The organism is Bradyrhizobium canariense (genome assembly GCF_900105125.1).
GTDB classification, from domain to species: domain Bacteria; phylum Pseudomonadota; class Alphaproteobacteria; order Rhizobiales; family Xanthobacteraceae; genus Bradyrhizobium; species Bradyrhizobium canariense_A.
In genome coordinates this window covers 3,616,590-3,641,596 of record NZ_LT629750.1, presented here as the reverse complement: position 1 = coordinate 3,641,596, position 25,007 = coordinate 3,616,590, and the positions used below count along the sequence as shown (strand labels likewise).

Annotated in this window: 20 protein-coding genes and 1 other RNA gene; 16 read left to right on the top strand and 5 right to left on the bottom strand. The window is 63.1% G+C overall.

The window, feature by feature from the left end:
* Window positions 1–17 precede the first annotated feature (17 nt).
* Window positions 18–1,601, top strand: coding sequence for a DHA2 family efflux MFS transporter permease subunit (locus tag BLV09_RS17415; RefSeq protein ID WP_146688222.1), 1,584 nt, complete (start codon window positions 18–20; stop codon window positions 1,599–1,601).
* Window positions 1,602–1,718: 117 nt separating this feature from the next.
* Here BLV09_RS17415 and BLV09_RS17410 read toward each other — a convergent pair whose 3' ends face one another.
* Window positions 1,719–2,936 (bottom strand): ABC transporter substrate-binding protein, encoded by a 1,218-nt coding sequence (locus BLV09_RS17410; RefSeq protein ID WP_146691170.1) that lies wholly within the window; start codon window positions 2,934–2,936, stop codon window positions 1,719–1,721.
* A gap of 499 nt (window positions 2,937–3,435) precedes the next feature.
* Between BLV09_RS17410 and BLV09_RS17405 the strand changes: the two genes are divergently transcribed.
* Both BLV09_RS17405 and BLV09_RS17400 read left to right on the top strand, forming a co-directional pair.
* On the top strand, window positions 3,436–5,238 hold the full coding sequence (locus BLV09_RS17405) for an ABC transporter ATP-binding protein (protein WP_146688221.1): 1,803 nt from the start codon (window positions 3,436–3,438) through the stop codon (window positions 5,236–5,238).
* Window positions 5,239–5,304: 66 nt separating this feature from the next.
* Complete coding sequence (locus BLV09_RS17400) at window positions 5,305–6,687, top strand: O-antigen ligase family protein (protein WP_146688220.1); 1,383 nt, start codon at window positions 5,305–5,307, stop codon at window positions 6,685–6,687.
* Here BLV09_RS17400 and BLV09_RS17395 read toward each other — a convergent pair.
* Window positions 6,644–7,543: a DMT family transporter gene (locus tag BLV09_RS17395; RefSeq protein WP_146688219.1), complete on the bottom strand. Its 900-nt coding sequence runs from the start codon at window positions 7,541–7,543 to the stop codon at window positions 6,644–6,646. The genes BLV09_RS17400 and BLV09_RS17395 overlap by 44 nt on opposite strands.
* 71 nt (window positions 7,544–7,614) lie before the next feature.
* Entirely contained in the window at window positions 7,615–8,358 is a 744-nt protein-coding gene (locus BLV09_RS17390; RefSeq protein WP_100383636.1) for a sulfite exporter TauE/SafE family protein, read from the bottom strand.
* 110 nt (window positions 8,359–8,468) lie between these two features.
* On the opposite strand from BLV09_RS17390, the gene BLV09_RS17385 reads away from it, so the two are divergent.
* Entirely contained in the window at window positions 8,469–9,173 is a 705-nt protein-coding gene (locus tag BLV09_RS17385) for an alpha/beta fold hydrolase (protein WP_146688218.1), read from the top strand.
* A 121-nt stretch (window positions 9,174–9,294) separates the two neighbouring features.
* On the opposite strand, the gene rnpB is transcribed toward BLV09_RS17385, so the two are convergent.
* Window positions 9,295–9,712, bottom strand: an RNA gene (rnpB, locus tag BLV09_RS17380) — RNase P RNA component class A.
* A 146-nt stretch (window positions 9,713–9,858) separates the two neighbouring features.
* Here rnpB and BLV09_RS17375 point away from each other — a divergent pair.
* Both BLV09_RS17375 and BLV09_RS17370 read left to right on the top strand, forming a co-directional pair.
* Window positions 9,859–10,209: a YciI family protein gene (locus BLV09_RS17375; RefSeq protein WP_146688217.1), complete on the top strand. Its 351-nt coding sequence runs from the start codon at window positions 9,859–9,861 to the stop codon at window positions 10,207–10,209.
* A gap of 120 nt (window positions 10,210–10,329) precedes the next feature.
* Complete coding sequence (locus tag BLV09_RS17370) at window positions 10,330–11,574, top strand: RNA polymerase sigma factor (protein ID WP_146688216.1); 1,245 nt, start codon at window positions 10,330–10,332, stop codon at window positions 11,572–11,574.
* A gap of 160 nt (window positions 11,575–11,734) precedes the next feature.
* Here BLV09_RS17370 and BLV09_RS17365 read toward each other — a convergent pair whose 3' ends face one another.
* Window positions 11,735–12,601 (bottom strand): N-acetylmuramoyl-L-alanine amidase, encoded by an 867-nt coding sequence (locus BLV09_RS17365; protein ID WP_174556550.1) that lies wholly within the window; start codon window positions 12,599–12,601, stop codon window positions 11,735–11,737.
* Window positions 12,602–13,119: 518 nt separating this feature from the next.
* Between BLV09_RS17365 and rsmH the strand changes: the two genes are divergently transcribed.
* From rsmH to murG, 10 genes are all read left to right on the top strand, one after another.
* Window positions 13,120–14,115, top strand: coding sequence for a 16S rRNA (cytosine(1402)-N(4))-methyltransferase RsmH (rsmH, locus tag BLV09_RS17360; protein WP_146688215.1), 996 nt, complete (start codon window positions 13,120–13,122; stop codon window positions 14,113–14,115).
* Between the two features lie 2 nt (window positions 14,116–14,117).
* Entirely contained in the window at window positions 14,118–14,519 is a 402-nt protein-coding gene (gene ftsL, locus BLV09_RS17355) for a cell division protein FtsL (RefSeq protein ID WP_146688214.1), read from the top strand.
* Window positions 14,516–16,267, top strand: coding sequence for a peptidoglycan D,D-transpeptidase FtsI family protein (locus BLV09_RS17350; RefSeq protein WP_146688213.1), 1,752 nt, complete (start codon window positions 14,516–14,518; stop codon window positions 16,265–16,267). The genes ftsL and BLV09_RS17350 overlap by 4 nt, the downstream gene beginning before the upstream one ends.
* A gap of 230 nt (window positions 16,268–16,497) precedes the next feature.
* Entirely contained in the window at window positions 16,498–17,958 is a 1,461-nt protein-coding gene (locus BLV09_RS17345) for a UDP-N-acetylmuramoyl-L-alanyl-D-glutamate--2,6-diaminopimelate ligase (RefSeq protein WP_146688212.1), read from the top strand.
* On the top strand, window positions 17,955–19,394 hold the full coding sequence (locus BLV09_RS17340; protein WP_146688211.1) for a UDP-N-acetylmuramoylalanyl-D-glutamyl-2,6-diaminopimelate--D-alanyl-D-alanine ligase: 1,440 nt from the start codon (window positions 17,955–17,957) through the stop codon (window positions 19,392–19,394). The genes BLV09_RS17345 and BLV09_RS17340 overlap by 4 nt, the downstream gene beginning before the upstream one ends.
* A 10-nt stretch (window positions 19,395–19,404) precedes the next feature.
* A complete protein-coding gene (gene mraY / locus BLV09_RS17335; RefSeq protein WP_100383629.1) occupies window positions 19,405–20,508 on the top strand; it encodes a phospho-N-acetylmuramoyl-pentapeptide-transferase in 1,104 nt (367 codons plus the stop codon).
* A gap of 115 nt (window positions 20,509–20,623) precedes the next feature.
* The gene (murD, locus tag BLV09_RS17330) at window positions 20,624–22,024 is read left to right on the top strand and encodes a UDP-N-acetylmuramoyl-L-alanine--D-glutamate ligase (RefSeq protein ID WP_146688210.1); all 1,401 of its coding nucleotides are present in this window, start codon (window positions 20,624–20,626) and stop codon (window positions 22,022–22,024) included.
* Between the two features lie 36 nt (window positions 22,025–22,060).
* Window positions 22,061–22,411, top strand: a complete 351-nt coding sequence (locus BLV09_RS17325) for a hypothetical protein (protein ID WP_146688209.1) — start codon at window positions 22,061–22,063, stop codon at window positions 22,409–22,411.
* Between the two features lie 238 nt (window positions 22,412–22,649).
* Window positions 22,650–23,801, top strand: coding sequence for a putative lipid II flippase FtsW (gene ftsW, locus BLV09_RS17320; protein WP_100383627.1), 1,152 nt, complete (start codon window positions 22,650–22,652; stop codon window positions 23,799–23,801).
* A gap of 30 nt (window positions 23,802–23,831) precedes the next feature.
* Window positions 23,832–24,932, top strand: coding sequence for an undecaprenyldiphospho-muramoylpentapeptide beta-N-acetylglucosaminyltransferase (murG, locus tag BLV09_RS17315; RefSeq protein ID WP_146688208.1), 1,101 nt, complete (start codon window positions 23,832–23,834; stop codon window positions 24,930–24,932).
* Window positions 24,933–25,007 lie beyond the last annotated feature (75 nt).

Sequence of the window (25,007 nt, the reverse complement as noted above, 5' to 3'; positions counted from 1 at the left end):
TTTGACCCGGGCAGATCATGGCTGACGCCACCACCGCTACGCCTCTTGTGCTGAACGCAGCGGCGCCGTCCGAGCGCATCGCGCCGCGACGGCTGTTTGCGTTTCTCATCATGGTGTTCGGGATGTTCATGTCGATCCTGGACATCCAGATCGTCTCGGCGTCGCTGACCGATATCCAGGCGGGCCTGTCGGCAAGTTCGACCGAGGTGTCGTGGGTCCAGACCGCCTATCTGATCGCGGAAGTGATCGCGATTCCATTGTCGGGCTTCCTGTCGCGCGCGCTCGGCACAAGGCTGCTGTTTGCGATCTCCGCCTGCGGCTTCACCATTTCGAGCTTCCTCTGCGGATTTGCCACCTCGATCGAGCAGATGATCCTGTGGCGCGCGCTTCAGGGATTTCTGGGTGCGGGCATGATCCCGACGGTGTTTGCTTCCGCCTACACCGTGTTCCCGCGTTCGAAACTTTACATCGTGAGCCCGATCATCGGCCTCGTCGCCACGCTGGCGCCGACCATCGGTCCGACGGTGGGTGGATACATCACCGACGTGATGTCGTGGCACTGGCTGTTCTTCATCAACGTCGTTCCCGGCATCGGCATCACGATCGGCGTGCTGGCGCTGGTCGATTTCGATCAGCCGAATTTCGAGCTGCTCGATCATTTCGACTGGTTCGGCCTGATCTTCATGGGCGGATTTCTCGGCTCGCTCGAATACGTGCTCGAGGAGGGGCCGCAATATGAATGGCTGCAGGACACGTCGGTGGCGATCTGCGCCACGATCTGCGTCCTTTCGGCGATCGCCTTCTTCTACCGCGTGCTGACGGCGAAAGAACCGATCGTCGACCTCAGGACCTTTACCAACCGCAATTTCGCGGTCGGCTGCCTGATCTCATTCTGCGTTGGCATCGGTCTTTACGGCCTGACCTACATCTATCCGCGCTATCTCGCGGAGGTGCGCGGCTATAGCGCGCTGATGATCGGCGAGACCATGTTCGTCTCCGGCGCCACCATGTTCCTGATGGCGCCGATCGTCGGACGGCTGATGCTCAAGGTCGACATGCGCTACATCATCGCGGCGGGCCTCGTCATCTTCGCGCTCGGCTCCTACCAGATGACCTGGATCACCCGCGACTATGATTTTTACGAACTGATGGTGCCGCAGATCCTGCGCGGGATCGGCATGATGTGTGCGATGGTGCCGACCAACAACATCGCGCTCGGCACGCTGCCGCCGGATCGGGTCAAGAATGCCTCCGGACTGTTCAACCTGACGCGCAACCTCGGCGGCGCTGTCGGCCTCGCGATCATCAACGAGGCGCTGAACGACCGCACCGACCTGCATATCTCACGGTTGCAGGATCGCGTGAACTGGGGCAACGCCACCGCGACCGAGCTGCTCAACATGCTGACCCAGCGCCTGCAAGGCATGGGTGACGCCTCGCTGATGGCGCTGAAGGAACTGTCCCTGATCGTTCACCGCCAGGCGGTGGTGATGGGATATGGCGACACCTTCTTCATGCTGACGGTGTTCTATTTCGGCCTGAGCTTTCTGGTCATGCTGCTGAAAAAGCCCGCGGCGCTTTCCTCGGCGCCGGCGCATTAAGCGCGTCTCTCCGCAACCCTGAACCAAAAGCCTTGGAACCAATGAGATACGGCGCGCCTGGTTGGGCGCGCCGCGTCTTGACTTCGGATGTAGCTCCGTCGGAGCGGACTTAATCGCTTAGTTGGTCGGCCGGGAGAAGCTCGGATATTTCAGCTTCCCTTCGGCAATTTTCTTCGGCCACACCGTGACCTGCTTGCCGTCCTGCCATTGGAACACCATTCCGCTCACGAAGTCCGGCCCGTATTTGAGGCCGTGCGTGAATTGATCTTCGCGTCCATAGAATTGCACGCGGCCGATGGTTCCGACGTAATCGGTCTTCTCGAGCTCCGCGACCATCTTGTCCGGATCGGTCGAGCCGGCGCGCTTGATCGCGTCGGCAATGATGTAGACTTCATCATATGCAGTGTAGCCGGTGTAAGCCGGATCCGAACCGAACCGGGCCTTGAAGGCCGCGGCGAACGGCTTGGTCTTCGGCGTCACAGCCGTGGTGGAGGTCGCCACCGCCAGCGATGGAATGCCTTCCGCCGCGCCGTTGGTGTCTCCCCAGAAGGTCGGGCTGAGCGCCTGCGCGCTGATGCCGAACAACGGGATCGGCACCTGCTGGTTCTTCCACTGCACCGTCGGCTGCACGCCGACATGGGAGATGCCGGTCACGATCACGTCGGGCTTCTTGGCTTCGAGCTGGTTGAAGATCGGTGTGAAATCCGTGGTATCCGGCGAGAAGCGGATGTGATCGAGAACTTTCAATCCCACTTTCGGCAGGCACGCTTCGTAGCCTTCGTCGAGGGGCTTGGTCCATGCCGCATCTTCGCTCATGATCACGGCGGTCTTCATCTTCATGCCGTCGACCAGCAGGTCCTTGGCGGCATCGCACACCGCCAGCGCCTGCGCCGCCGATGTCAGATAGCCGTGGAAGGTGTATTTGTTCTTGTCATAGTCGGTATGAACCGGCTTGGTGATTTCGTTGGAGGCGGCGCCCGGCGTGATCAGCGGCATGTGAAGCCGCGCTGCCCATGGCTCGAGCGCGAGCACGACCTCGCTGATATAGCTGGCGATCACAGCGCTGACCTTGTCGTCGGAAACGGCACGCTGAAATGCGCGAACGGAATCGGCCGAGGAGCTCTTGTTGTCGTAGGAGACGATCTCGATCTTGCGGCCGTTGACGCCGCCCTTGGCGTTGATTTCGTCGGCAGCGATTTGGGCGCCGCCCGGCGTGGCCGCACCGGCGATCGACTGGACTTCGGCGATCACGCCGATCTTGATCGGATCGTTCGATTGCGCAAACGCTGATGATGCCGAGCCGGCGGCAATCGCAGCCACCGCAGTCGTTGCCATCAGAAAATGTGTAAATTTCAAGCCAGTAATGGCCATAGATGTTTCTCCCTTTTTATCCGCCTTGCTGGCGGCTTAGGGAGGAGTCCAACACAGGCACTCGCTCAAATCAAACGAATCCGAGGTCGACTTACGGCGTAAAGGCTTGCATTGCGTTGCAAAATCGCGCGGAGCGAAGCACTCACTTGAGTTCACAGCCTTGCGTATATTGCAAAACGCTTATGATGCATTTATAAGCATGGCATTGTCGCTCGAACCGGGGAGATTTGCATGATTTCGATGTATTTGCAGATCGTGCCCTCGCGTCCGAAGCCCATGCTGGACGCCTGCACAGGCCTTTAAGGGCCATTTCCGTCAGCATCGATCGGGCCTGATGTCCCGATCTCCCAAGCTTCCCAGTTAGTTAGCTGCATTTCTTCAACGACGCCTGCGCGCGGTTTTTTTGCCGTCGCCCGCGTCCAGCAACGGAGCCGGTATTGCGCGAGCGCAGCCGGATGACGCCATGACCGCTTTGATCAACAAGCGCCCCGCCGCGATCCGTGTGGTGCTGCCATTTGTGTTTCGCCACTGGCTGCAACAGCCGGTCGGTGCTGCGATCGTTGCCGGCGGCCTGCTCGGCGCGACGGTCGCCGACCTGTTCATGCCGATTTTCTCAGGCCGTCTGGTCGATGCGATGACGCAGGGATCGGCGGACGTTGGCGCGCGCCATGCCGCGATCATGGCGTTCAGCTCGATCGTGTTGCTGGGCCTGTTGTCGATGATCCTGCGTCTGATCGGATTGCAGGCGATTGTGCCGTTCACGCTGCGGATCATGTCCGACGTGTCGCGCGACGCCTTCATGCGCGTGCAGCGGTTCTCGACCGACTGGCACGCCAACAGCTTCGCCGGTTCGACCGTGCGCAAGATCACCCGCGGCATGTGGGCGCTCGACCTGTTGAACGACACCATCCTGATGGCGCTATTGCCTTCATTGCTGGTGTTGCTGGGGTCGATGGTGCTGCTCGGGCTGCACTGGCCGTCGCTTGGCCTGGTAATCGCGGCGGGTGCGGCGATCTACATTCCGATGGTCGTGATATTTTCGACGCGCTACATCGCGCCCGCCGCCCGCGTCTCCAATGCCTGGGACACCAAGGTCGGCGGCACGCTGGCCGATGCCATGACCTGCAACGCGGTGGTAAAATCGTTCGGCGCCGAAGCGCGCGAGGACGCGCGGCTGGCCCGCGTCATCAGCCGCTGGCGCACGCGGGTGCGGCGGACCTGGCTGCGCTACAATTACACCGCGGCGGCGCAGCTCGCGGTGCTGCTGTGCCTGCGTGCCTCGGTGATCGGCGGCGCGCTATTGTTGTGGATCGCCGGCCGCGCCTCGCCGGGCGACGTCACCTATGTACTGACGAGCTACTACATCATCCACGCCTATCTGCGTGACGTCGGCATGCACATCAACAATTTGCAGCGCTCGGTCAACGACATGGAGGAACTTGTTGCAATCCATGACGAGGCGATCGGCATTGCCGACGCCCCCGATGCGAAGCCGATCGACATTCAGGGCGGCCGCATCGTGTTCGAGGACGTGACGTTCCACTACGGCGCCCATCGTGCACCGCTATATGACGGCATGTCGGTGGACATCCGCGCCGGCGAACGGGTCGGGCTGGTCGGCCGTTCCGGCTCCGGCAAGACCACGTTCGTCAAGCTGGTGCAGCGGCTGTACGATGTCGGCGGCGGCAGGATCCTGATCGACGGTCAGGATATCGCAAAGGCAACGCAGCAATCGTTGCGCAGCCAGATCGCGATCGTGCAGCAGGATCCGATCCTGTTTCACCGCTCGCTGGCCGAGAACATCGCTTATGGCCGGCCCGGCGCCAGCATCGCGGCGATCGAGCAAGCGGCGCGTTTGGCCAATGCGCATGAGTTCATCCTGCGGCTGCCGAAAGGTTACGGCACGCTGGTCGGTGAACGCGGCGTCAAGCTGTCCGGCGGCGAGCGGCAGCGCGTGGCGCTGGCGCGCGCGTTCCTGGCCGACGCACCGGTGCTGATCCTGGACGAGGCGACGTCGAGCCTCGATTCGGAATCGGAGGCGCTGATTCAGCAGGCGATGGAACGGCTGATGAAGGGGCGCACCTCGATCGTGATCGCGCATCGTTTATCGACGGTGCGCAGCCTCGACCGTATCCTGGTGTTCGATCGCGGCCAGATCGTCGAACAGGGCACCCATGCCTCGCTCGCCAACCGGGCGGGCGGGATCTATCGCGGGCTGTTCGAGCGGCAGGTGCTCGAATTCGGCCGGGTCTCGGCGGCCGAATAGAGATCAACCGGTTGCGGCTTGTCCGGCGCTTGGGGTAGACCCTCTTCAAGCGCGCAGGGGATCAGGATGACCGAAGCTGTGGGACAGGGAACCGGCACCAGCACCAGCACCAGCACCAGCACTAACACTTCCTGGCTTTCGGTCATCTGGTCGGCGCGTCGCGATCCGGCGGCGCGGATCCTCAATGTCGATCTGCTCGCGGTCCTCATTGCAATCCTGCTGCCGTGGTCGACGACCGGTGTCACCATTGCGGTGGTGCTCTGGGTGATCGCCTTCGGGTGCACGGTCGATCTGCGTGCATTCATGCAATCGCTGGCGCGGCCGATCTGTCTGCTGCCGATCGCGCTGTTCGCTCTCGCTCTGCTCGGCACCCTGTGGTCGGATGCACCATGGGCGATGCGGCTGCACGCGGTCAGTCCGGCCGCGAAGCTGCTGGCGCTGCCGCTATTGTTCTGTCATTTCGAGCGCTCTCCGCGCGGTCTGTGGGTGTTCATCGCCTTTCTGGCGTCCTGCGTCGCGTTGATGGTTGTGTCCTGGATCGTGGCGTTCGAGCCCAACCTTTCGCTCAAGCTTTATCTCTCGCGCGGCCCCTACAAGGTGGAAAGCGGGATCGCGGTCCGAAACTATATCGACCAGGGTCAGGAATTCACGCTATGCGCGGTGGCGCTCGCCTATCCGGTCGTGACGTTGCTGCGAACCCATAAAATATGGTTGGCGGCGCTGTTGGCGGCGATCGCGCTCGGCCTGGTCTTCAACATGATGTTCGTCGTGGTTTCGCGCACCGCGCTGGTGACGATGCCGGTCATGCTGGCGGTGTTCGCGCTGCTTCATCTGCGACGGCGAACGGCGGCCGCTGCTCTTTGCGTCACCGCGTTGCTTGCTGCCGTGATCTGGAATGTCTCACCCAGCCTGCGGGCCACCGCAGACAAATTCGTCACCGACTATCAGCGCACCGAGAGCGGAAACACCATGACTGGCGTGGGCTCCCGGCTGGTATATTGGGAGAAGTCGCTGCGGTTCATCGCCGACGCGCCCCTGATCGGACATGGTACGGGATCGATACGCGGCCTGTTCCAGCGGGTTGCGGTGGTCGGCCAGGACGGTGTCACCGCCGAAGTGGTCGGCGACCCGCATAATCAGACGTTGAACGTGGCGGTGCAGTGGGGCGTGGTCGGTGTCGTCGTGCTCTATGCGATGTGGCTGTCGCATCTGCTGCTGTTTCGCGGTGAAGGCCTGGCGAACTGGATCGGATTGCTGGTGGTCGTGCAGAATGTCTTCACCTCGCTGTTCAATTCGCATCTGTTCGATTTCTTCGAAGGCTGGCTGTACGTGCTGGGCGTGGGCGTAGCCGGTGGCATGGCGCTGCTGCAGCGCGTCAGCCACACAAATCTCGGCGCGGTGCGCGTCAGCCCTGGACAGCCGGACTCTCGCGGCGGCGGGTCCACGTAGAGATCGCCACCGTCGCGACCACGGCGGCGGCGAACAGCACGATCTGCGGCGTAATGGTCTCGCCATTGAAAGAGGCCGCCAGCGCAAAGGTGATGAAGGGTTGCAGCAACTGCACCTGCGACACCCGCGCGATGCCGCCCATCGCCATGCCGGCATTCCACGCGAAGAATCCGATCCACTGCGAAAACACCGCGACGTAGAATAGCGCCAGCCACGGTTTCAGCGGGATATGGCTCAGATCCGCCGGCAGGGTCAGCGCAGCCGCGGGCAGCGAGATCGGCAGCGCGATCACCAGCACCCAGCTGATGACCTCCCATCCCGGCATTACCGCCGTGAGTCGCCCGGAGAAAGCATAGCCGATCGCGGACACCGCGACGGCGGCGAACAACAAGAGATCGCCGGCCGAAAAACTGCCGCCGCCCTGGCGCAGCGCGAACGCGACCACCAGCGCGGCGCCGGCAAAGGATGCGACCCAGAACAGCGGTTTCGGCCGCTCATGGGTAATGAGGACGGCGACCAGCGCGGTGGCGATCGGCAGCGCTCCCATGACCACACCGCCATGCGAGGCGTCGACAGTCTGCACCGCCAGCGCCATCAGGAACGGAAACATGATGCTGACGCAGAGCATCGCGACCACGAGCTGAAACCACAGCTTGCGCGGCGGCAACGGCCGGCGCAACACGATCAGCAGCGCCAGCGAACATAGCCCGGCGATCGCGGTGCGCAGCGCCGTGAGTGCGATCGGATCGATTGCCGACACCGCGATCCGTGTCGCCGGCAGCGTGCCGCCGAAGATCGCCATGCCGACGAAACCCAGCAATAACCCAAGACGTTCGTGCGATGAGTGGGGGGACATGTCGGGAGCACTAACCGGTTCGCGTACGTGCGTACAGCGCTCACGCCATCCGCATGGCGGCCATGCAGGCACTACCGCAGGCCAAGCGTGCTCCAGACCAGGCCGACGCCGGATAGGAAGAGCAGGCCCAGCACGACATCACCGAAATTTCTGTCGCTCAACGCGTGATAGAGCCGCGTGCCCAGGGAGGCGCCGATGATCGTGCCGGGGAAGGCGATCAGCGCCAGCCATATCACTTTGAGTTCGATCAGGCCGGTAGCCGCCTGATAGCACAGCGCAGCTAAAAGTACCGTCCAGTTGAAGATCTGGAAAATGCCGCGCCGCTCGTCCTTGCCCCAGCCGCGCAAACTTGCCCACAGGATCGGAAGCGGACCCGACAGGCCCGCGAGGCTGCCAAGGACTCCACCGGCAAAGCCAACGCCCGCGTCGGCCACTTTACCGCCGAAGCGAAACGCCATCGGCGTGCGATTGAAAAACAGCACGGTTGGAAACACCAGCAGGAACAGGCCGACGCCCAGCTTGAATATTTGCGGATCGGCATGCGCGATCAGCAGCGTGCCGACCGGTACGCCGGCAAGGCCACCGACGATGAACGGCCAGATCAGCGTGAAGTCGAAGGACCGCCACATCGACGGCAGCGTCGCCGTTTGCGCAACGACCGAACAGATCAGGACCAGCGGCACCGCCAGCGACGGCGGCAGCACGTAGAGCCAGATTCCCAAGGCCATCAGCGCGGTGCCAAAACCGGCTAACCCCGATACGAAACCGCCGGCGAGCGCGCCGAAGACGAGAAGGGCGTACGCTGCGGTGTCCACTCAGGCTCCAGCTTTTGTCTTGGGGCCCGACGTTTACACCAGGCAATGGGCAGGTACTATCGCCATCGATCTCCATCCGCCGCATGCTCCACACAATTGGAAAACCCCCGATGAACTCGAAAACCTTCCTTGTCTGTCATGGCGCATGGTCGGCCGGTTGGGCCTGGAAGAAGATGCACCCGCTGATGAACGCGGCCGGACATCGTCTGGTGACGCCGACCTACACCGGCCTTGGCGAGCGGGCGCATCTGGCCAATCCGTCGATCGATCTCGAAACCCACATTCAGGACGTGCTGAACGTCATCACATACGAAGACCTGTCCGACATCGTGCTGCTCGGTCACTCCTATGGCGGCATGGTCGCAACCGGCGTCGCCGACCGCGCGCGCGACCGCGTCGCACAACTGATCTATCTCGATGCCTTCGTGCCGCGGGATGGCCAGTCGCTATTGGACCTTAACGAACCCGCACGGCAATCGATGCAGGAGCGCGTCAAATCAGGCGATGGCTGGCGCGTGCCGCCCAATCCGACACCGCCGGATACACCAGCGGCCGATCTCGAATGGCTCACCGAACGCCGCGTCGACATGCCGATCAAATGTTTTGAGATGGGAATCAAGCTCGCGAGCGAGCCGACACTGCCGCGCAGCTATATCTACGCCACCCGCATCACGCCCGCCGACACGTTTTGCCAATTCGCCAGGCGCGCGAAAAGCGAACCCGGTTGGCGCTATTACGAGATCGATGCCAGCCATTCGCCCGCCGTTACTGCGCCGGAAGCGCTGATGGCGTTATTGGAGAGGATCGTGGCCTGAGGTTCGCAATGACCATCAAAATGGCGAGGGGTCCGGCGCGTTTACGCCGAACCCCTCATTCTTAGATACGTTTTCTTCACGAACCGGAATTCCACGTCGCTCGAAAACGCTTTCGCGTAAAGATATCAGCCGGCCTGTAAGCCGGGTTCTGTAGGGCACCGTTCGCTTGCGCGGACGATACGTGACGGCCATTCCTCTGGGGCGATGTTTGCACATTGCCTCGAGCAACCTACCCGGACGGCGAGCCTGACATTGCCCTGCGGTGTTTTCGTTTGCACGAACGAGCCCGCGTTGCCGTCCCTATTCGGTTTTGCTCCCGGTGTGGTTTGCCATGCCGTTTCCGTTGCCGGACCCGCGGTGCGCTCTTACCGCACCTTTTCACCCTTGCCTCATCCGAAGAAGAGGCGGTTCGTTCTCTGTGGCACTGTCCCTGGGGTCGCCCCCGCCGGATGTTATCCGGCACCGTATGTCGATGGAGCCCGGACTTTCCTCCCCCGCAGCCTTTCGACCATAGCGGGAGCGGCCGTCCGGCCGACTGACCCCCAAGGCATGGGGGCTTAAGCCTGTCGCGTCAAGCAGATAACGCCAGCTATAGCCGCCAAAATAAATTATCCTGAAGATGTCGTTTTGCGATTGGCCGGTTCGACTGGATGTCGGCGATCAAGCCGATCAGAAGGAGCTAACCATGCAGTATTTGCTGATGATCTATCGGAACGAAGCTGAACTCGGCAAAATGGACGCGGCGGCGCGCCAGAAGCTGACGGCGGAATACGGCGTGTTCACCCAGTCCATCATTCAGAGCGGCCATTTCAAGGCCGGCGATGGACTGCAACCGACGTCGACCGCAACCACCGTGCGGGTTCGCGAGGGCAAGACTTTGACGACGGACGGCCCGTTCGCGGAGACCCGCGAGCAGCTCGGCGGCTACTATTTGGTCGAGGCCAAGGATCTCGACACGGCGCTCGGCATCGCCGCCCGCATTCCAGGCGCCAAGACCGGTTCGATCGAGGTCAGGCCGGTCATGGTTTATGATTGACGGGCACGGCGTCATTCCGGGGCTTGCGAAGCAAGAACCCGGAATCTCGCTACTCATCTCCAGATTCCGGGACTGCGGGCTGCGCCCGCATCCCGGAATGACCGCCACACGGCTCACGCGATGACCCCCGTCGAGATCGAAAAAACATTTCGTGACGAGGCGGGCCGGGCGCTGGCCACGCTGATCCGGCTTGTCGGCGATTTCGATCTCGCCGAGGACGTCTTGCAGGAAGCGTTCGCGGTGGCGCTCGAACGCTGGCCTCTTTCCGAGCCTCCCTCCAATCCGCGCGCCTGGCTGGTCAATGTTGGGCGTAACAAGGCGATCGACCGGATCCGCCGGCAAACCGCGTTTCGCGGCAAGCAAGAACAACTGACGCATGAACTTGAACTCAATGCGTCGTCTTCGGACGAAGCCGCCGATGCGACGGCGCTGGACGATGACATGCTGCGGCTGATCTTCACGTGTTGCCATCCGGCATTCGTGATTGAGGTGCAGGTCGCGCTGACCTTGCGCACCGTGTGCGGGCTGACCACGGCGCAGGTCGCGCGCGCGTTTCTCGCGTCCGAAGATGCGATGGCGCAGCGGCTCGTTCGCGCCAAGCAGAAGATAAGGCTGGCCGGCATTCCCTATGAGGTGCCGGAGCGCGACGCGCTGGCGCCGCGGCTGCGCGGCGTGCTCGCGGTGATCTATCTCGTTTTCACCGAAGGTTATGCCGCGACCTCGGGCGAGGATCTGATGCGTCCGGACCTTGCACAGGAAGCGATCCGGCTCGGCCGCCTGCTCGACGCGCTGATGCCGCAGCGGGGCGAGATCAAGGGATTGCTGGCGCTGATGCTGCTGCACGATGCGCGCCGTGCCGGCCGTGCGACCGCAGGCGGCGACATCGTGCTGCTGGAAGAACAGGATCGCAGCCTGTGGGATCACGGCCAGATCGTTGAAGGCGTGAGACTGGTGGAGGATGCACTGCGGATGCCGGGGCGGCCGGAATCCTATGCGGTGCAGGCCGCGATTGCGGCGCTGCATGCGCAGGCGCCGAATTATCAGGACACCGATTGGAAGCAGATCGCCGGCCTTTATCAGGTGCTGCTGCGGATCAACCCGTCGCCTGTGATCGAACTCAATCATGCCGCCGTGGTGTCGATGGTCGACGGACCGGCGCGGGCGCTCGATCTGGTCGACGCGCTCGCCGCACGCGGCGGACTCAATGGCTATGAATTGCTGCCCGCGGTTCGCGCCGACCTGTTGCGCCGGCTCGGCCGAAGCGATGCCGCGCGCGAGGCCTATCTGGCGGCAACCGCCGCGACGCAACTGGAGCCGTTGCGGCGGCTCTACGCGCGACGACTGGCGGAGTTGGATTGCAAGTAAGTGATACGAGGCGTGTCTGCCTTCGTCATTGCGAGCCAACGGGTCGCGCGAATGCGCGCCCGATGACAGGCTCCGCGAAGCAATCCAGAGCAACACGAAGATGGATTGCTTCGTCGCTTGCGCTCCTCGCAATGACGTTGGATAGCTGCGATTAGCTCGACTACGCGGAAGCTGCGGCCTTGCCGTTACTGCTCGGCAAGCTCGCCAGCAGCCCTTGCAGCGTGATGAGCGTCGAATGATCGGCGACGCCGTCGACGCGCTCGGGCCGGAAGTGGCGCTGGAAGGCGGTGACCACTTCCATGGTCGCGCCATCATATTTTCCGTTGGTCGGGATGCCATAGCCGTATTTGGCAAGCCCTTGCTGCATTTGGAGGACATCGTCGCCGATGGCGCCGAGCTTGAGCGTTTCGCCGCGCACGATCGGCGCCGGCTGTACCCAATGACCGACGCCCGAATTCGCCAGCGAATGCCACGGAAATTTTTCGCCGGGATCTTTCTTGCGCGACGGCGCGACGTCGGAATGGGCGAGCACGCGATGCGATGGAACCTGGCGGCGCAGCATGATGCCGCGGCACAGCGCGATCACGGCGGCGATCTGGCGCAGCGGAAAGTCCGGATAGCCCCAGTCATGGCCGCGGTTGATGATCTCGACGCCGATCGAGCAGGAATTGATGTCCTCTTCGCCGGCCCAGTACGACGCGCCGGCATGCCAGGCGCGTTTGGCTTCGGGCACGGATTGCACGATGCGGCCGTCTTCCAGAACGATGTAGTGCGCAGAAACGTCGGTGCCGGCCGTGCACAACTTGGCGATCGCGCCCTCCACATCGGGCATGCCGGTGTAGTGCAGCACGATCATGTCGGGCAGACGGCCCTTGTTGCGGTCACCGAAATTTGCCGACGGGATGACGTCCGAAGCGATCGAGGAATCCGGAGTAAAAGTCTTCATGATCGTGCTGGCCCTGAGAATCGGGAGGGCACGTTGACGCTTCGAATCAACACCAGCAGACGAAAACGAACCGAGCGGCATATGACAGCTCAAAGCGGGCAAGAGAACGGCAATTGGTACGATTTCAACACAAACCTCGTTTACTATTCATTTACGATCTCTTCAGCGCAACGCCAGAGATACGCTCCGGTTCGCATTTTGGCCTAGCTGTGTGCACGACGCATCACCGGTGTCCTCCGCCTGTTGAAAACAATGATTTCGCGAAAATACCGCTTGAATCCTCAAGGCCAGCGTCAACGCTTTCTTAATGCTAACTGCCGTTACTAAGTGGTGAAGAGCCGAACCGGTTTGGGACGGCCGAGGCCCTCTTTCACGCTCGAAATCCCATGGTAGCCCAGCAAATCCCATGCGGAACCTACAATTCGCGATGTGGGGCGTGCGGAGCAGGAAAATATGCCTCGCCAAGGTTCACACGGAGGCTCACACGGAGCTGGCGTTTCGACCGGAACAGCCGCGCGAAACGCAGAGATTTGAGGCGCAATGGGCCCGTTCGCGTCCAGTTTCCTTACCTTTCACCGGATCGCGCCTGGAGCCGGTGCATGAGTTCGTCCGGCAACCGCCATATCCCCGTTCTCGGTGTTGAGGCTGTCGAGCTGCTTTCGCCGCGCGACGGCGGCATCTATGTCGACGCCACCTTTGGCGCCGGGGGCTATAGCCGGATGATTCTCGATGTCGCGGGAACCCGCGTCATCGGCATCGACCGCGACCGAACCGCGATCTCCGGCGGCTTTAATCTCGTCGATCAATCGGAGGGCCGGCTCACGCTGGTGGAGGACCGGTTTTCCCGGCTCGCGGACGTCTGCGCGGGCGAGGGCGTTTCGTTGGTCGACGGTGTCGTGATGGATGTCGGGGTATCCTCGATGCAGCTCGACCAGGCTGATCGCGGCTTCTCGTTTCGTCTGGATGGCCCGCTCGACATGAGGATGGGCCATGATGGCCCGACCGCAGCGGATGTGGTTGCGCGAGCCTCCGAGGCTGACCTTGCCAACATCATCTACATCTTCGGCGAAGAGCGGTATTCCCGAAGCGTCGCTCGCGCCATCGTCGCCGCGCGCAAGGAAGCGCCGATCCTCACCACGCGGGCGCTGGCCGATATTGTCGCGAAGGTCGTGCGGTCGAAGCCGGGAGAAATTCATCCGGCGACGCGGACGTTTCAGGGTTTGAGGATTTTCGTCAACGAAGAGCTCGATGAGTTGCATCTGGCGCTCGCGGCGGCCGAACGCGTGCTGAAACCCGGCGGCCGGCTTGCGGTGGTCTCGTTTCATTCGCTCGAAGACCGCATCGTCAAGAACTTCCTGGTCGAGCGCAGCAAGGCCAGCGGCGGGTCGCGGCATCTGCCGGAGATCGCGCTGGATCCGCCGAGTTTTGCGCTTCTGACCAAGCGTCCGATCACCGCCGGCGACGCTGAGGTGGCTGCCAATCCGCGCGCGCGGTCGGCGAAGCTGCGCGCGGCCGAACGCAGCGCGGCGCCGGCGCACGCTGCCGCCGCGTTACCGGCGTGGCCGTCGCTCGCCGATGTGATGAGGGGAGGCTGACCATGCGGATCCTCCACCTTCTCGTGATCGGCGTTCTCGTATTCGCGGCTGCCTATGTGTACCGGATCAAGATGGCGTCCACGGTGCGCACCGAGCACGTGCTGCAATTGCACGCGGATATTCGCGCGCAGCGCGACGCCATCGCCGCGCTGCGCGCGGAATGGACCAAGCTCGACGCGCCGCTGCGGCTGCAAGGCCTTGCCGAGCGGCATTTGCCGCTGAAGCCGATCAACGCCACGCAATATGATTCCTTGAAGAACCTGCCGGAGCGGCCGCCGAACTTCAACCGGGATCCCGATCCGATCGGCGCGATGATCGGCACCATCGCGGCTGCCGCCGACGGCGCGGCCGCCGATGGCCCGGCCGTCACCGGTTCGGTGCCGGCGCCGGAGGGCAAGCAATGACCGACCAGGCATTGACTGTCGTCAAGCCGAAGCCGGCGGAACCGTGGCGACGGCGGCTGATCCGCAGCCTGCTGTACGGGCGCAACGTCGATCGCGCCGCGAAAGCGCGCGCCCGCGTCGGGCTTGCGATCGTGGCGTTTGCGGCGATCTACGCTGTGATCGGCGGCCGGCTGATCATGTACGCCACCATCGGCGACAGTCACGGCACGCGCCGCACCGCGTCACAGGACGCGATCGCGACCGCGCGGCCGGATATCCTCGATCGCAACGGCGAAGTGCTTGCCACCGACGTCAAGGCGCCGAGCCTGTTCGGCGAGCCGCGCCGGATCATCGATAAGGACGAAGCGATCGAGCTTCTGACCGCGACGCTGCCGGATCTCGACACCGGCGAAGTCCGCGACCGGCTGTCGTCGAAAAAAGGTTTCGTCTGGCTGAAGCGTGAAATCACCCCGCAGCAGCAGCAGGACATCCATCGCCTCGGCATACCCGGCATCGGCTTCCTGCGCGAGAACAAGCGCGTCTATCCCACCGGCTCCGAAGTCGCGCATGTGATTGGCCTGGTCAATATCGACAACCAGGGCATCGCCGGGATGGAGAAATGGCTCGACAATAACGGTCTTGCCGATCTGCACCGCGCCGGCTTTGCCACCGACCGCCTGCAGCAGCCGGTGGAATTGTCGGTCGATCTGCGGGTCGAGCATGCGCTGCGCGACGAACTGCTCAAGGCCAAGGACAAATTCCACGCCAAGGCCGCGTCCGGCATCGTCTCCAACGTCAAGACCGGCGAGATCGTGGCGATGGTGTCGCTGCCGGATTTCGATCCCAACAATCCCAAAGAGGCGCACGATCCCGACCGCATCAACCGCCTGACGACCGGCGTCTATGAAATGGGCTCGACCTTCAAGGCGTTCACGCTGGCGATGGCGCTGGATACCGGCAAGTACGATCTCAATTCGCTGTGGGATGCGCGCGGCCCGCTGCACTACGGCAAATTCACCATCCATGACGACGAGCCGAAGGGCCGCTTTCTCAGCATGAAGGAGGTGTTTACCTTCTCGTCGAACGTCGGCGCGGCGCGCATTGCATTGTCGCAAGGCGTCGAAGCGCACAAGGCGTTCCTGCGCAAGATGGGGCAGCTCGATCGGCTGCGCACCGAATTGCCCGAAAGCGCTTCGCCGATCGTGCCGCGCCACTGGGGTGATCTGAACACGATCACGATCGCGTTCGGTCACGGCATCGCCGTGGCGCCGCTACAGGCGGTGATGGGCATCGACGCGCTGGTGAACGGCGGTTATCTGATTCCGCCAACCTTCCTGAAGCGCAGCGAGCAGGACGCGATGGCGCTGGCCAAGCGCGTCATCAAGCCCGAGACGTCGGAAAAAATGCGATTCCTGATGCGGCTGAATGCCGAGATCGGCACCGCGCGCAAGGCCGATGTGAAGGGCTATTATATCGGCGGCAAAACCGGCACCGCCGAAAAGGTCGTCAACGGCCGCTACGCCAAGAAGCGCGTGCTCACCGCCTTCACCGCGATCCTGCCGGCCGACAAACCCCAATACCAGCTTCTGATCATGCTGGATGAGCCGCAGTCCACCAAGGAAACCTATGGCTTCATCACCTCGGGCTGGAACGCGGTGCCGACCGGCGGCGCCGTAATTGCCCGCATAGCTCCGCTGCTGGGAATTGAGCCGCGCTTCGATCTGCCGCCGCCCGACCGCCTTATTCTTGCGGCATCCAGAACGAACTAATGTCCCGAAACCGAAGTTCGCCAACCCTCGCGGCCACCACTTTTCGCGAACTTCGGATTCGAAAAGGACACTGGAAAACTTGTAGTTCTGGTGCGGTTTCTGGTTCAGAAGTTCTCTTGACGGAGTCACAGCGATAATGAAGAGAACTTCTGAACCACCGCACCAGTAAGGCGAAGGCGTAATATTATTTCGATTTGAAGTTGCCGGCGCCCGGGCCGGACTGGAAGATCATGAAACTTCGCGACCTGTTCAGCGATGACGCCACCATTGGCCCGCAGGCGGAAGCGGTTGCGGTCACCGGCCTTGCCGTGGACAGCCGCGCGGTGAAGCCGGGTGACGTGTTCTTCGCGCTCGCGGGCAGCAAAACCGATGGCTCCCGTTTCATCGAGGCCGCCATTGCGTCGGGCGCCGTCGCGGTAGCTGGCAACCACCTGCTGCAGGGCGATCATCGCGTCCCGTTTGTCGCCACCGCCAATCCACGCCGCGCGCTGGCGCTTGCCGCCGCAAAATTTTACCCGCGCCAGCCCCAAACGATCGCGGCCGTCACCGGCACCAGCGGCAAGACGTCGGTCGCCGCGTTCGTACGGCAGATCTGGCAACGGCTCGGTCACGCCTCGGCCAGCATCGGCACCATTGGGCTGGTGTCGCCGAAGCGCACCATCTACGGATCGCTGACGACGCCGGATCCGATTGCGTTGCATCGCCAGCTCGATGAAATCGCGCGCGAAGGCGTCACGCATCTGGCGCTCGAGGCATCATCGCATGGCCTCGACCAGTTTCGTCTCGATGGCGTGCGCATCGCCGCCGGCGGGTTCACCAACCTGTCGCGCGATCACATGGATTATCATCCAGATGTCGCGCACTATCTCAATGCCAAGCTGCGGCTGTTCCGCGATCTGGTCGCAGCCGATGGCGCCGCGGTGATCTCGGCCGATCACGATTGCTCGCAGGCGGTGATCGAGGCGGGGCGCGGGCGACAATTGCGGATGATCACGGTTGGGAGCAAAGGCGATGGGGCAGGCGAGGGCATTCGTCTGCTCGGAGCCGATATCGATGGCCTTGCCCAGAAGATCACGCTGCAACATCGCGGGCGCAAATATGCCATCCGGCTGCCGCTGGTGGGCGAATTCCAGATCGAGAATGCACTGGTCGCCGCAGGTCTGGCGATCGGCACCGGCAGCGAATCTCAGGCCGTGTTCGCCGCACTCGAACATCTCGAAGGCGCCAAAGGCCGTCTGGAGCGGGTCGGCGAGCGCAACGGCGCACCGATCTTTGTCGACTATGCGCACAAGCCTGACGCGCTGGCGAAGGCGTTGCAGGCATTGCGGCCCTACGCCAAACGAAAGCTCGTCGTGGTGTTCGGCGCCGGCGGCGACCGCGACGCGGGCAAGCGCCCGTTGATGGGCGCGATTGCAGCCGAGAATGCCGACAGCGTCATCGTCACCGACGACAATCCGCGCAGCGAAAATCCGGATATGATCCGCTCGGCGATCTTGGCCGCCGCCAAGGGCGCCAGAGAAATCGGCGACCGCGCCGAGGCGATCCGGACCGCGATCGCAGGTCTCGAGCCCGGTGATGCGCTGTTGATTGCCGGCAAGGGCCACGAGACCGGACAGATCGTCGGTAACAGCACGTTGCCGTTCAGCGATCACGAGGCGGTAACTTCAGCACTTGCGCCGAGGGTTGCATGAGCGCGATGCCATTATGGACTTCCAGCGCGATGGCCGCGGCGATGCGCGCCTCAATCCAGGGCGTGCCGCCGGAAGGCGTCAGCGGCCTTTCCATCGACAGCCGCACCGTCGCGCCGGGCGAGGCCTATTTCGCGATCAAGGGCGATGTCCATGACGGGCATGATTTCGTCGCCGCGGCGTTGAAAGCCGGCGCGGCGCTGGCGGTGGTTGAAGCGGCGCAGCGCGGCAAGTTCGCCGCCGATGCGCCGCTCCTGGTGGTGGATGATGTGCTGGCCGGTCTCGTCGATCTCGCGCATGCGGCGCGTGCTCGCCTGAACGCGCAGGTGATCGCGGTCACCGGCTCGGTCGGCAAGACCTCGACCAAGGAGGCGTTGCGGTGCGTGCTCGGCGCCCAGGGCGAGACCCATGCTTCGGCAGCCTCGTTCAACAATCATTGGGGCGTACCATTATCGCTGGCGCGATGCCCGGCGACCGCGCGGTTTGCGATCTTCGAAATCGGCATGAATCATGCGGGCGAAATCCAACCGCTGGTCAGGATGGTGCGGCCGCATGTTGCCATCATCACCACGGTCGAGCCCGTGCATCTGGAATTCTTCGCCGGCATCGAAGCGATTGCCGACGCCAAGGCCGAGATTTTTGAGGGCATCGAGCCCGGCGGCGCGGTCGTGCTCAACCGCGACAATGCGCAGTTCGCGCGCTTGCAGCGGCGCGCCAAAGAGCTCGGCATCGCGCGCATCGTCTCGTTCGGCGCGGACCAGAAATCCGAGGCGCGGCTGATCGACGTGTCGCTGCATGCGACATGTTCCGCGGTACATGCCGATATCCTCGGCCAGGATGTGACCTACAAGCTCGGCGTGCCCGGCCGTCACATGGCGATGAACTCGCTGGCGGTGCTGGCCGCGGCCGCGCTCGCGGGCGCCGATCTCGCGCTGGCGGCGCTGTCGCTGTCGCAGCTTGAGCCGACCACCGGCCGCGGCGCCCGTCGGGTGCTCGAGGTTGCAAGCGGTGAGGCGACCCTGATCGATGAGAGCTACAACGCCAATCCGGCATCGATGGCCGCGGCGCTGAATGTGCTCGGCCAGGCCCAGGTCGGTCCGCATGGCCGGCGCATAGCAATCCTCGGCGATATGCTCGAATTGGGCCCGACCGGCCCCGCGCTGCATCGCGGCCTCGTTGACGCCATCAAGGCCAATCACATCGATCTGGTGTATTGTTGCGGTCCGTTGATGCGCAATCTCTGGGATGCTCTTTCCACGGGCAAGCGAGGCGGCTATGCCGAGAGCGCGGCGAGCCTCGAGGCACAGGCGGTGTCGGCGATTCGCGCTGGCGACGCCTTCATGATCAAGGGATCGCTCGGCTCGAAGATGAAAACGATTGTGAATGCGCTCGAAAAGCGCTTTCCCGGCAGGACCGCGCTCGATGAAGCCGCGGTATAGGACAAACTGAATGTTTTACTGGCTGATCGATCTGTCCAATACCGTTCCCGGCTTGAGCATGTTCCGAACGTTTCTCAACGTCTTTCGCTACATCACTTTCCGCACCGGCGGCGCGATGGTGACGGGCGCCTTGTTTGTTTTCCTGTTCGGCCCCTGGATCATCGATCATCTGCGGCTTCGCCAGGGCAAGGGCCAGCCGATCCGCACCGACGGTCCGCAATCGCATCTCGCCAAGAAGGGCACGCCGACGATGGGCGGCCTGATGATCCTGTCCGGGCTGCTGGTCTCCACGGTGCTGTGGGCCAATCCGCTCAATCCCTATGTCTGGATCGTGCTCGCGGTAACGCTCGGTTTCGGCTTCGTCGGCTTCTACGACGACTATCTGAAAGTGACAAAGCAGACCCATAGCGGTTTCGCCGGCCGCATCCGTCTTGCGATCGAGGGCGTGATTGCGCTCGCGGCCTGCTACGCGCTGGTGCGCCTTGGACGCGACCCGTTCTCGACCTCGCTGGTGATTCCGTTCTTCAAGGATGTGGTGCTGAATTTCGGCTGGTTCTTCTTGCTGTTCGGCGCGTTCATCATGGTCGGCGCCGGCAACGCGGTGAACCTCACCGATGGCCTTGACGGCCTTGCCATCGTGCCGGTCATGATCGCAGCCGCGAGCTTCGGCATGATCGCCTATCTGGCCGGCAACGCGGTGTTCTCGGATTATCTGCAGATCAATTACGTCGCCGGCACCGGCGAGCTGGCGGTGCTGTGCGGCGCGGTGCTGGGCGCCGGGCTCGGATTTCTGTGGTTCAACGCCCCGCCGGCGTCGATCTTCATGGGCGACACCGGCTCGCTTGCGCTCGGCGGCATGCTCGGCTCGATCGCGGTTGCGGTGAAGCACGAGATCGTGCTTGCGGTGATTGGCGGGCTATTCGTGCTGGAAGCCGTCTCGGTGATCGTGCAGGTGGCCTCGTTCAAGCTGACCGGCAAACGCGTGTTCCGGATGGCGCCGCTGCATCACCATTTCGAGCAGAAGGGCTGGACCGAGCCGCAGATCGTGATCCGGTTCTGGATCATCTCGGTGATGCTGGCGCTGGCCGGGCTCTCCACGCTGAAGCTGCGGTGATGATGGTGGACCCGTACTCCCATGATCGTCATTCCGGGGCGTGCACAGCACGAACCCGGAATCTCGAGATTCCGGATAACCGCTGCGCGGTTTCCGGAATGACCGATGTAAAACCATGATCCCCGTCACCTCGTTCGCCGGCAAGACAGTTGCGGTATTCGGCCTCGGCGGATCCGGGCTTGCGAGTTGCCATGCCCTGAAGGCCGGCGGCGCCGAAGTGATCGCCGGCGATGATGGCGCCGACCGGCTCGCCGAAGCCGCGAAGGCCGGTTTCATCACGGCTGACTTGCGCACGGTGTCATGGGCGAATTTCGCGGCGCTGGTGCTGACGCCGGGCGCGCCGCTGACTCATCCGGCCCCCCACTGGACCGTATTGGCGGCGCAGCAGGCCGGCGTCCAGGTGATCGGCGATATCGAGTTGTTCTGCCGCGAACGGCGCCGTCACGCGCCGGATGCACCGTTCGTCGCGATCACCGGCACCAACGGCAAGTCGACCACGACCGCATTGATCGCGCATCTGATGAAGGTCGCGGGCTACGACACCCAGATGGGCGGCAATATCGGCACCGCGATCCTGTCGCTGGAGCCGCCGCGCATGGGACGGGTGCACGTCATCGAGATGTCGTCCTATCAGATCGATCTGGCGCCCTCGCTCGATCCCTCGGTCGGCATCCTGCTCAACATCAGCGAAGACCACATCGATCGTCACGGCACGCTGGAACATTATGCGGCGGTGAAAGAGCGTCTGGTCGCCGGTGTGCAGCCGCAGGGCACATCGATCGTCGGCGTCGATGACGGATGGAGCCGCAACATCGCCGATCGCATCGAGCGCGCCGGCAAGCGCGTGGTTCGTATTTCGGTAAAAAATCCGCTTCCCGACGGCGTCTATGTCGAGCGCGAAACCATCCTGCGCGCATCCGGCGGCGCGCGCAGCGAAATCGCGCGGATCGGCGGCATCGGTTCGCTGCGCGGCCTGCACAACGCGCAGAATGCGGCCTGCGCGGCGGCGTGCGCGCTGGCGCTGGGCGTTGGAACGGACGTCCTGCAGAAGGCCTTGCGCAGCTTTCCGGGATTGGCGCACCGCATGGAGCAGGTCGGACGCCTCGGCAACGTGCTGTTCGTCAACGATTCCAAGGGCACCAACGCGGATGCGGCGGCGCATGCGCTGTCGTCGTTCTCAGATATTTTCTGGATTGCCGGCGGCAAGCCGAAGCTCGGCGGTATCACCAGCCTGACCGACTATTTTCCGCGCATTCGCAAGGCCTATCTGATCGGAGAAGCCGCCGCGGAATTCGCCGGCACACTCGGCGATCGCGCGCGGCATGAAATCAGCGAGACGCTCGATGTCGCCGTAGCTCACGCCGCGCGTGACGCGGCGGCCTCCGGGATCGCCGACCCGGTGGTGCTGCTGTCACCGGCCTGCGCGTCGTTCGACCAGTACCGCAATTTTGAAATTCGTGGCGCCAAATTCCGCGAACTCGTCACCGCGCTGCCCGGCGTCAAGCCGGTGGTGTGAGATAGCGCGCCGACACGCTAAATTGAGTTGCCACGAATGATGGTGCCACCCGACGGATTAAAAGTGCGGATATCGATATCCGATCCTTGGGACTTTTATACAGAGAATGGTTCTGTGGCGACGGGCAGAATTGTCGGCGTGAGCGAAGGTACATCCTGCCTTCGCCCCGAATTCAAGATCGAGCTTGATGCTCCTTTAAAGCAGAAGGAGTTAGCCGCAAAAGAGGTGTTTGCTCGCCTACGCCATCGCAACGATACGATTGACCTTCTTTCTTCCGGTGAACGAGTGTCCTGCAATTTTTCCAATTGTCCGGATGAAGAGTGGGGACGACGTCAGCCGGAGGCGCGAATGGGCTTCATCGGCTCGTTGCAGTTGGAGTTCCTGTGACGGCGAAAACGGGCGATGCATGCGCGGGCCAATTTGGGTCCGGACAAACATAGCTTGCGACGAGAATCAACGGTGCCTGAAAGGTTCAATTTCGCAGCGCTGCTGGAAACAGCAGATGAAGTAATTATTTAAGGGAAGGTGCAGCCCACCACCAATCCTAAAAGATAGCCATTCTGTTAACCCCTTAGAAACCATCATGGGCGACCAATGAGCGGACCTCCGCCGTGTGGGAACGCCCATGATCTCCCGTGAACAACGCACGCCCTTAAGCGAATGGTGGTGGACCGTCGACCGCCTGCAGCTCGCCGCGATCATCGTGCTGATGCTGGCCGGCATTATTCTGTCGCTGGCGGCGAGCCCGCCGGTTGCGGTGCGGATCGGGCTCGATCCGTTCCACTTCTTCAATCACCACGTGATGTTCCTGGTTCCTGCCTTCACGGTGATGATCGCCGTTTCGTTCCTGTCGCCGAAGCAGATCCGCCGCAGCGCGCTGATCGTGTTCGCGGTCTCAATCGCGCTGATCGTGGCGACGCTGCTGATCGGCCCCGAAGTGAAGGGCTCGCGGCGCTGGATCACCCTGATCGGCGTCAACATCCAGGCCTCCGAATCCGCCAAGCCCGCCTTCGTGGTGCTGTCGGCGTGGCTGTTTGCAGAATCGACCAAGCGGCCGGAGATGCCGGCAACCTCGATGGCGCTGATGCTGTTGCTGACGCTGGTGTCGCTGCTGGTGATGGAACCCGATTTCGGCCAGACCATGCTGATCTCGATGGTGTGGGGCTCGCTGTTCTTCATCGCGGGCATGCGGATGGTCTGGGTGATGGGGCTTGCGGGCGTTGCGAGCGCCGGGCTGTTCGGCGCCTATCTGCTGGTGCCGCACGTCGCCGGGCGCATCCAGCGCTTCATGAATCCCTCATCGGGCGACACCTTTCAGGTCGATACCGCGCTGGAGGCCTTCTACAATGGCGGCTGGTTCGGGCTTGGGCCCGGCGAAGGCATCGCCAAGCGAAGCCTGCCGGACAGCCACACCGATTTCGTGTTCGCGGTGGCGGCGGAAGAATTTGGAATCGTGCTCTGTCTGGTGCTGCTGTCCCTGTTCGCCTTTATCGTGATCCGCGCATTGTCGCGCGCCTACGCCAGCGAGGACATGTTCGCGCGCTTTGCGGCGTCCGGCCTTGCGGTGTTGTTCGGCGTGCAGGCCGCGATCAACATGTCGGTCAATCTGCAACTGATACCGGCCAAGGGCATGACGCTGCCGTTCATCTCCTATGGCGGCTCGTCGATTGTTTCGCTGGCCTACGGCGTCGGCATGATGCTGGCCCTGACCCGACATCGGCCGCGCACCGAGATGGAATCGATCGGTGACGCCAACGCATTGCGCGGCTACGCTTGACGAACGCCGCGCCGTCGACGATTGGAAGCCATGGACAATGCGCCTCTCATTCTGCTGGCGGCGGGCGGCACCGGCGGCCATCTGTTTCCCGCCGAAGCGCTCGGCGTCGAACTGATCAGGCGCGGCTATCGCGTGCGCCTTGCCACCGATGCCCGCGCGCTGCGCTATAGCGGATTGTTCTCCAAAGACACGATCGACGTGGTGCCGAGCGCGACTGTGCGCAGCCGCACGCCGTGGTCACTGGCCGCGACCGGCCTGATGCTCGGCTATGGGACGGCCGTGGCGCTCAATCTGGTGCGCAGGTTGAAGCCGGTGGCGGTGGTCGGCTTCGGCGGTTATCCGACCGTGCCGCCGCTGATTGCGGCACGGCTGCTCAGCGTACCCGGCATCGTCCACGACGCCAACGCCGTGCTCGGCCGCGCCAATCGCTTTCTCTCAAGCCGCGTCAGCGCGATTGCGACTTCGCTGCCCGGCGTGCTCGATCGCGATCCGGCGCTGGCGAGTAAAACGACCACGGTTGGCACGCCGATGCGTCCGGCCATTCTGGCGGCCGCCGCGGTGAAATATGTTTCGCCGGAACCGGACGGACCGCTTCGTGTGCTGGTAGTCGGCGGCAGCCAGGGCGCGCGGGTCATGAGCGATATCGTGCCCGGCGCGATCGAGCATCTCGAGCCTGTGCTGTGGAGCAGGCTGGTCCTCACCCAGCAGGTTCGCGAAGAGGATATGGCACGGGTTCGCGCGGTCTATGACCGGCTCAAGATCAATGCGGAACTGGCGCCCTTTTTCAATGATCTGCCGGCGCGGCTGGCGTCGAACCATCTGGTGATCTCGCGGTCCGGCGCCGGCACGGTGGCTGAGCTTGGCGCCATCGGCCGGCCCTCTATTTTAGTGCCGCTGCCCGGCGCGATCGATCAGGATCAATTCGCCAATGCCGGCGTGCTGGCAGAGGCGGGCGGTGCGATTCGCATCGTGCAGGCGGAATTCAAACCCGACCGGCTGGCTGCGGAAATCTCCGCGCTCGCTGCCGAGCCGGCGCGCCTCACAGCGATGGCCACCAAGGCTCGCACCGTGGGGCGGCTCGATGCCGCCGAGCGGCTGGCCGATCTGGTCGCGAAAGTCGCCGGAATCTGACGTCCAGTCATTCCGGACGGGTCGCGAAGCGGTCCGATCCGGAATCTCGAGATTCCGGGTTCGCCGCGGAGCCTG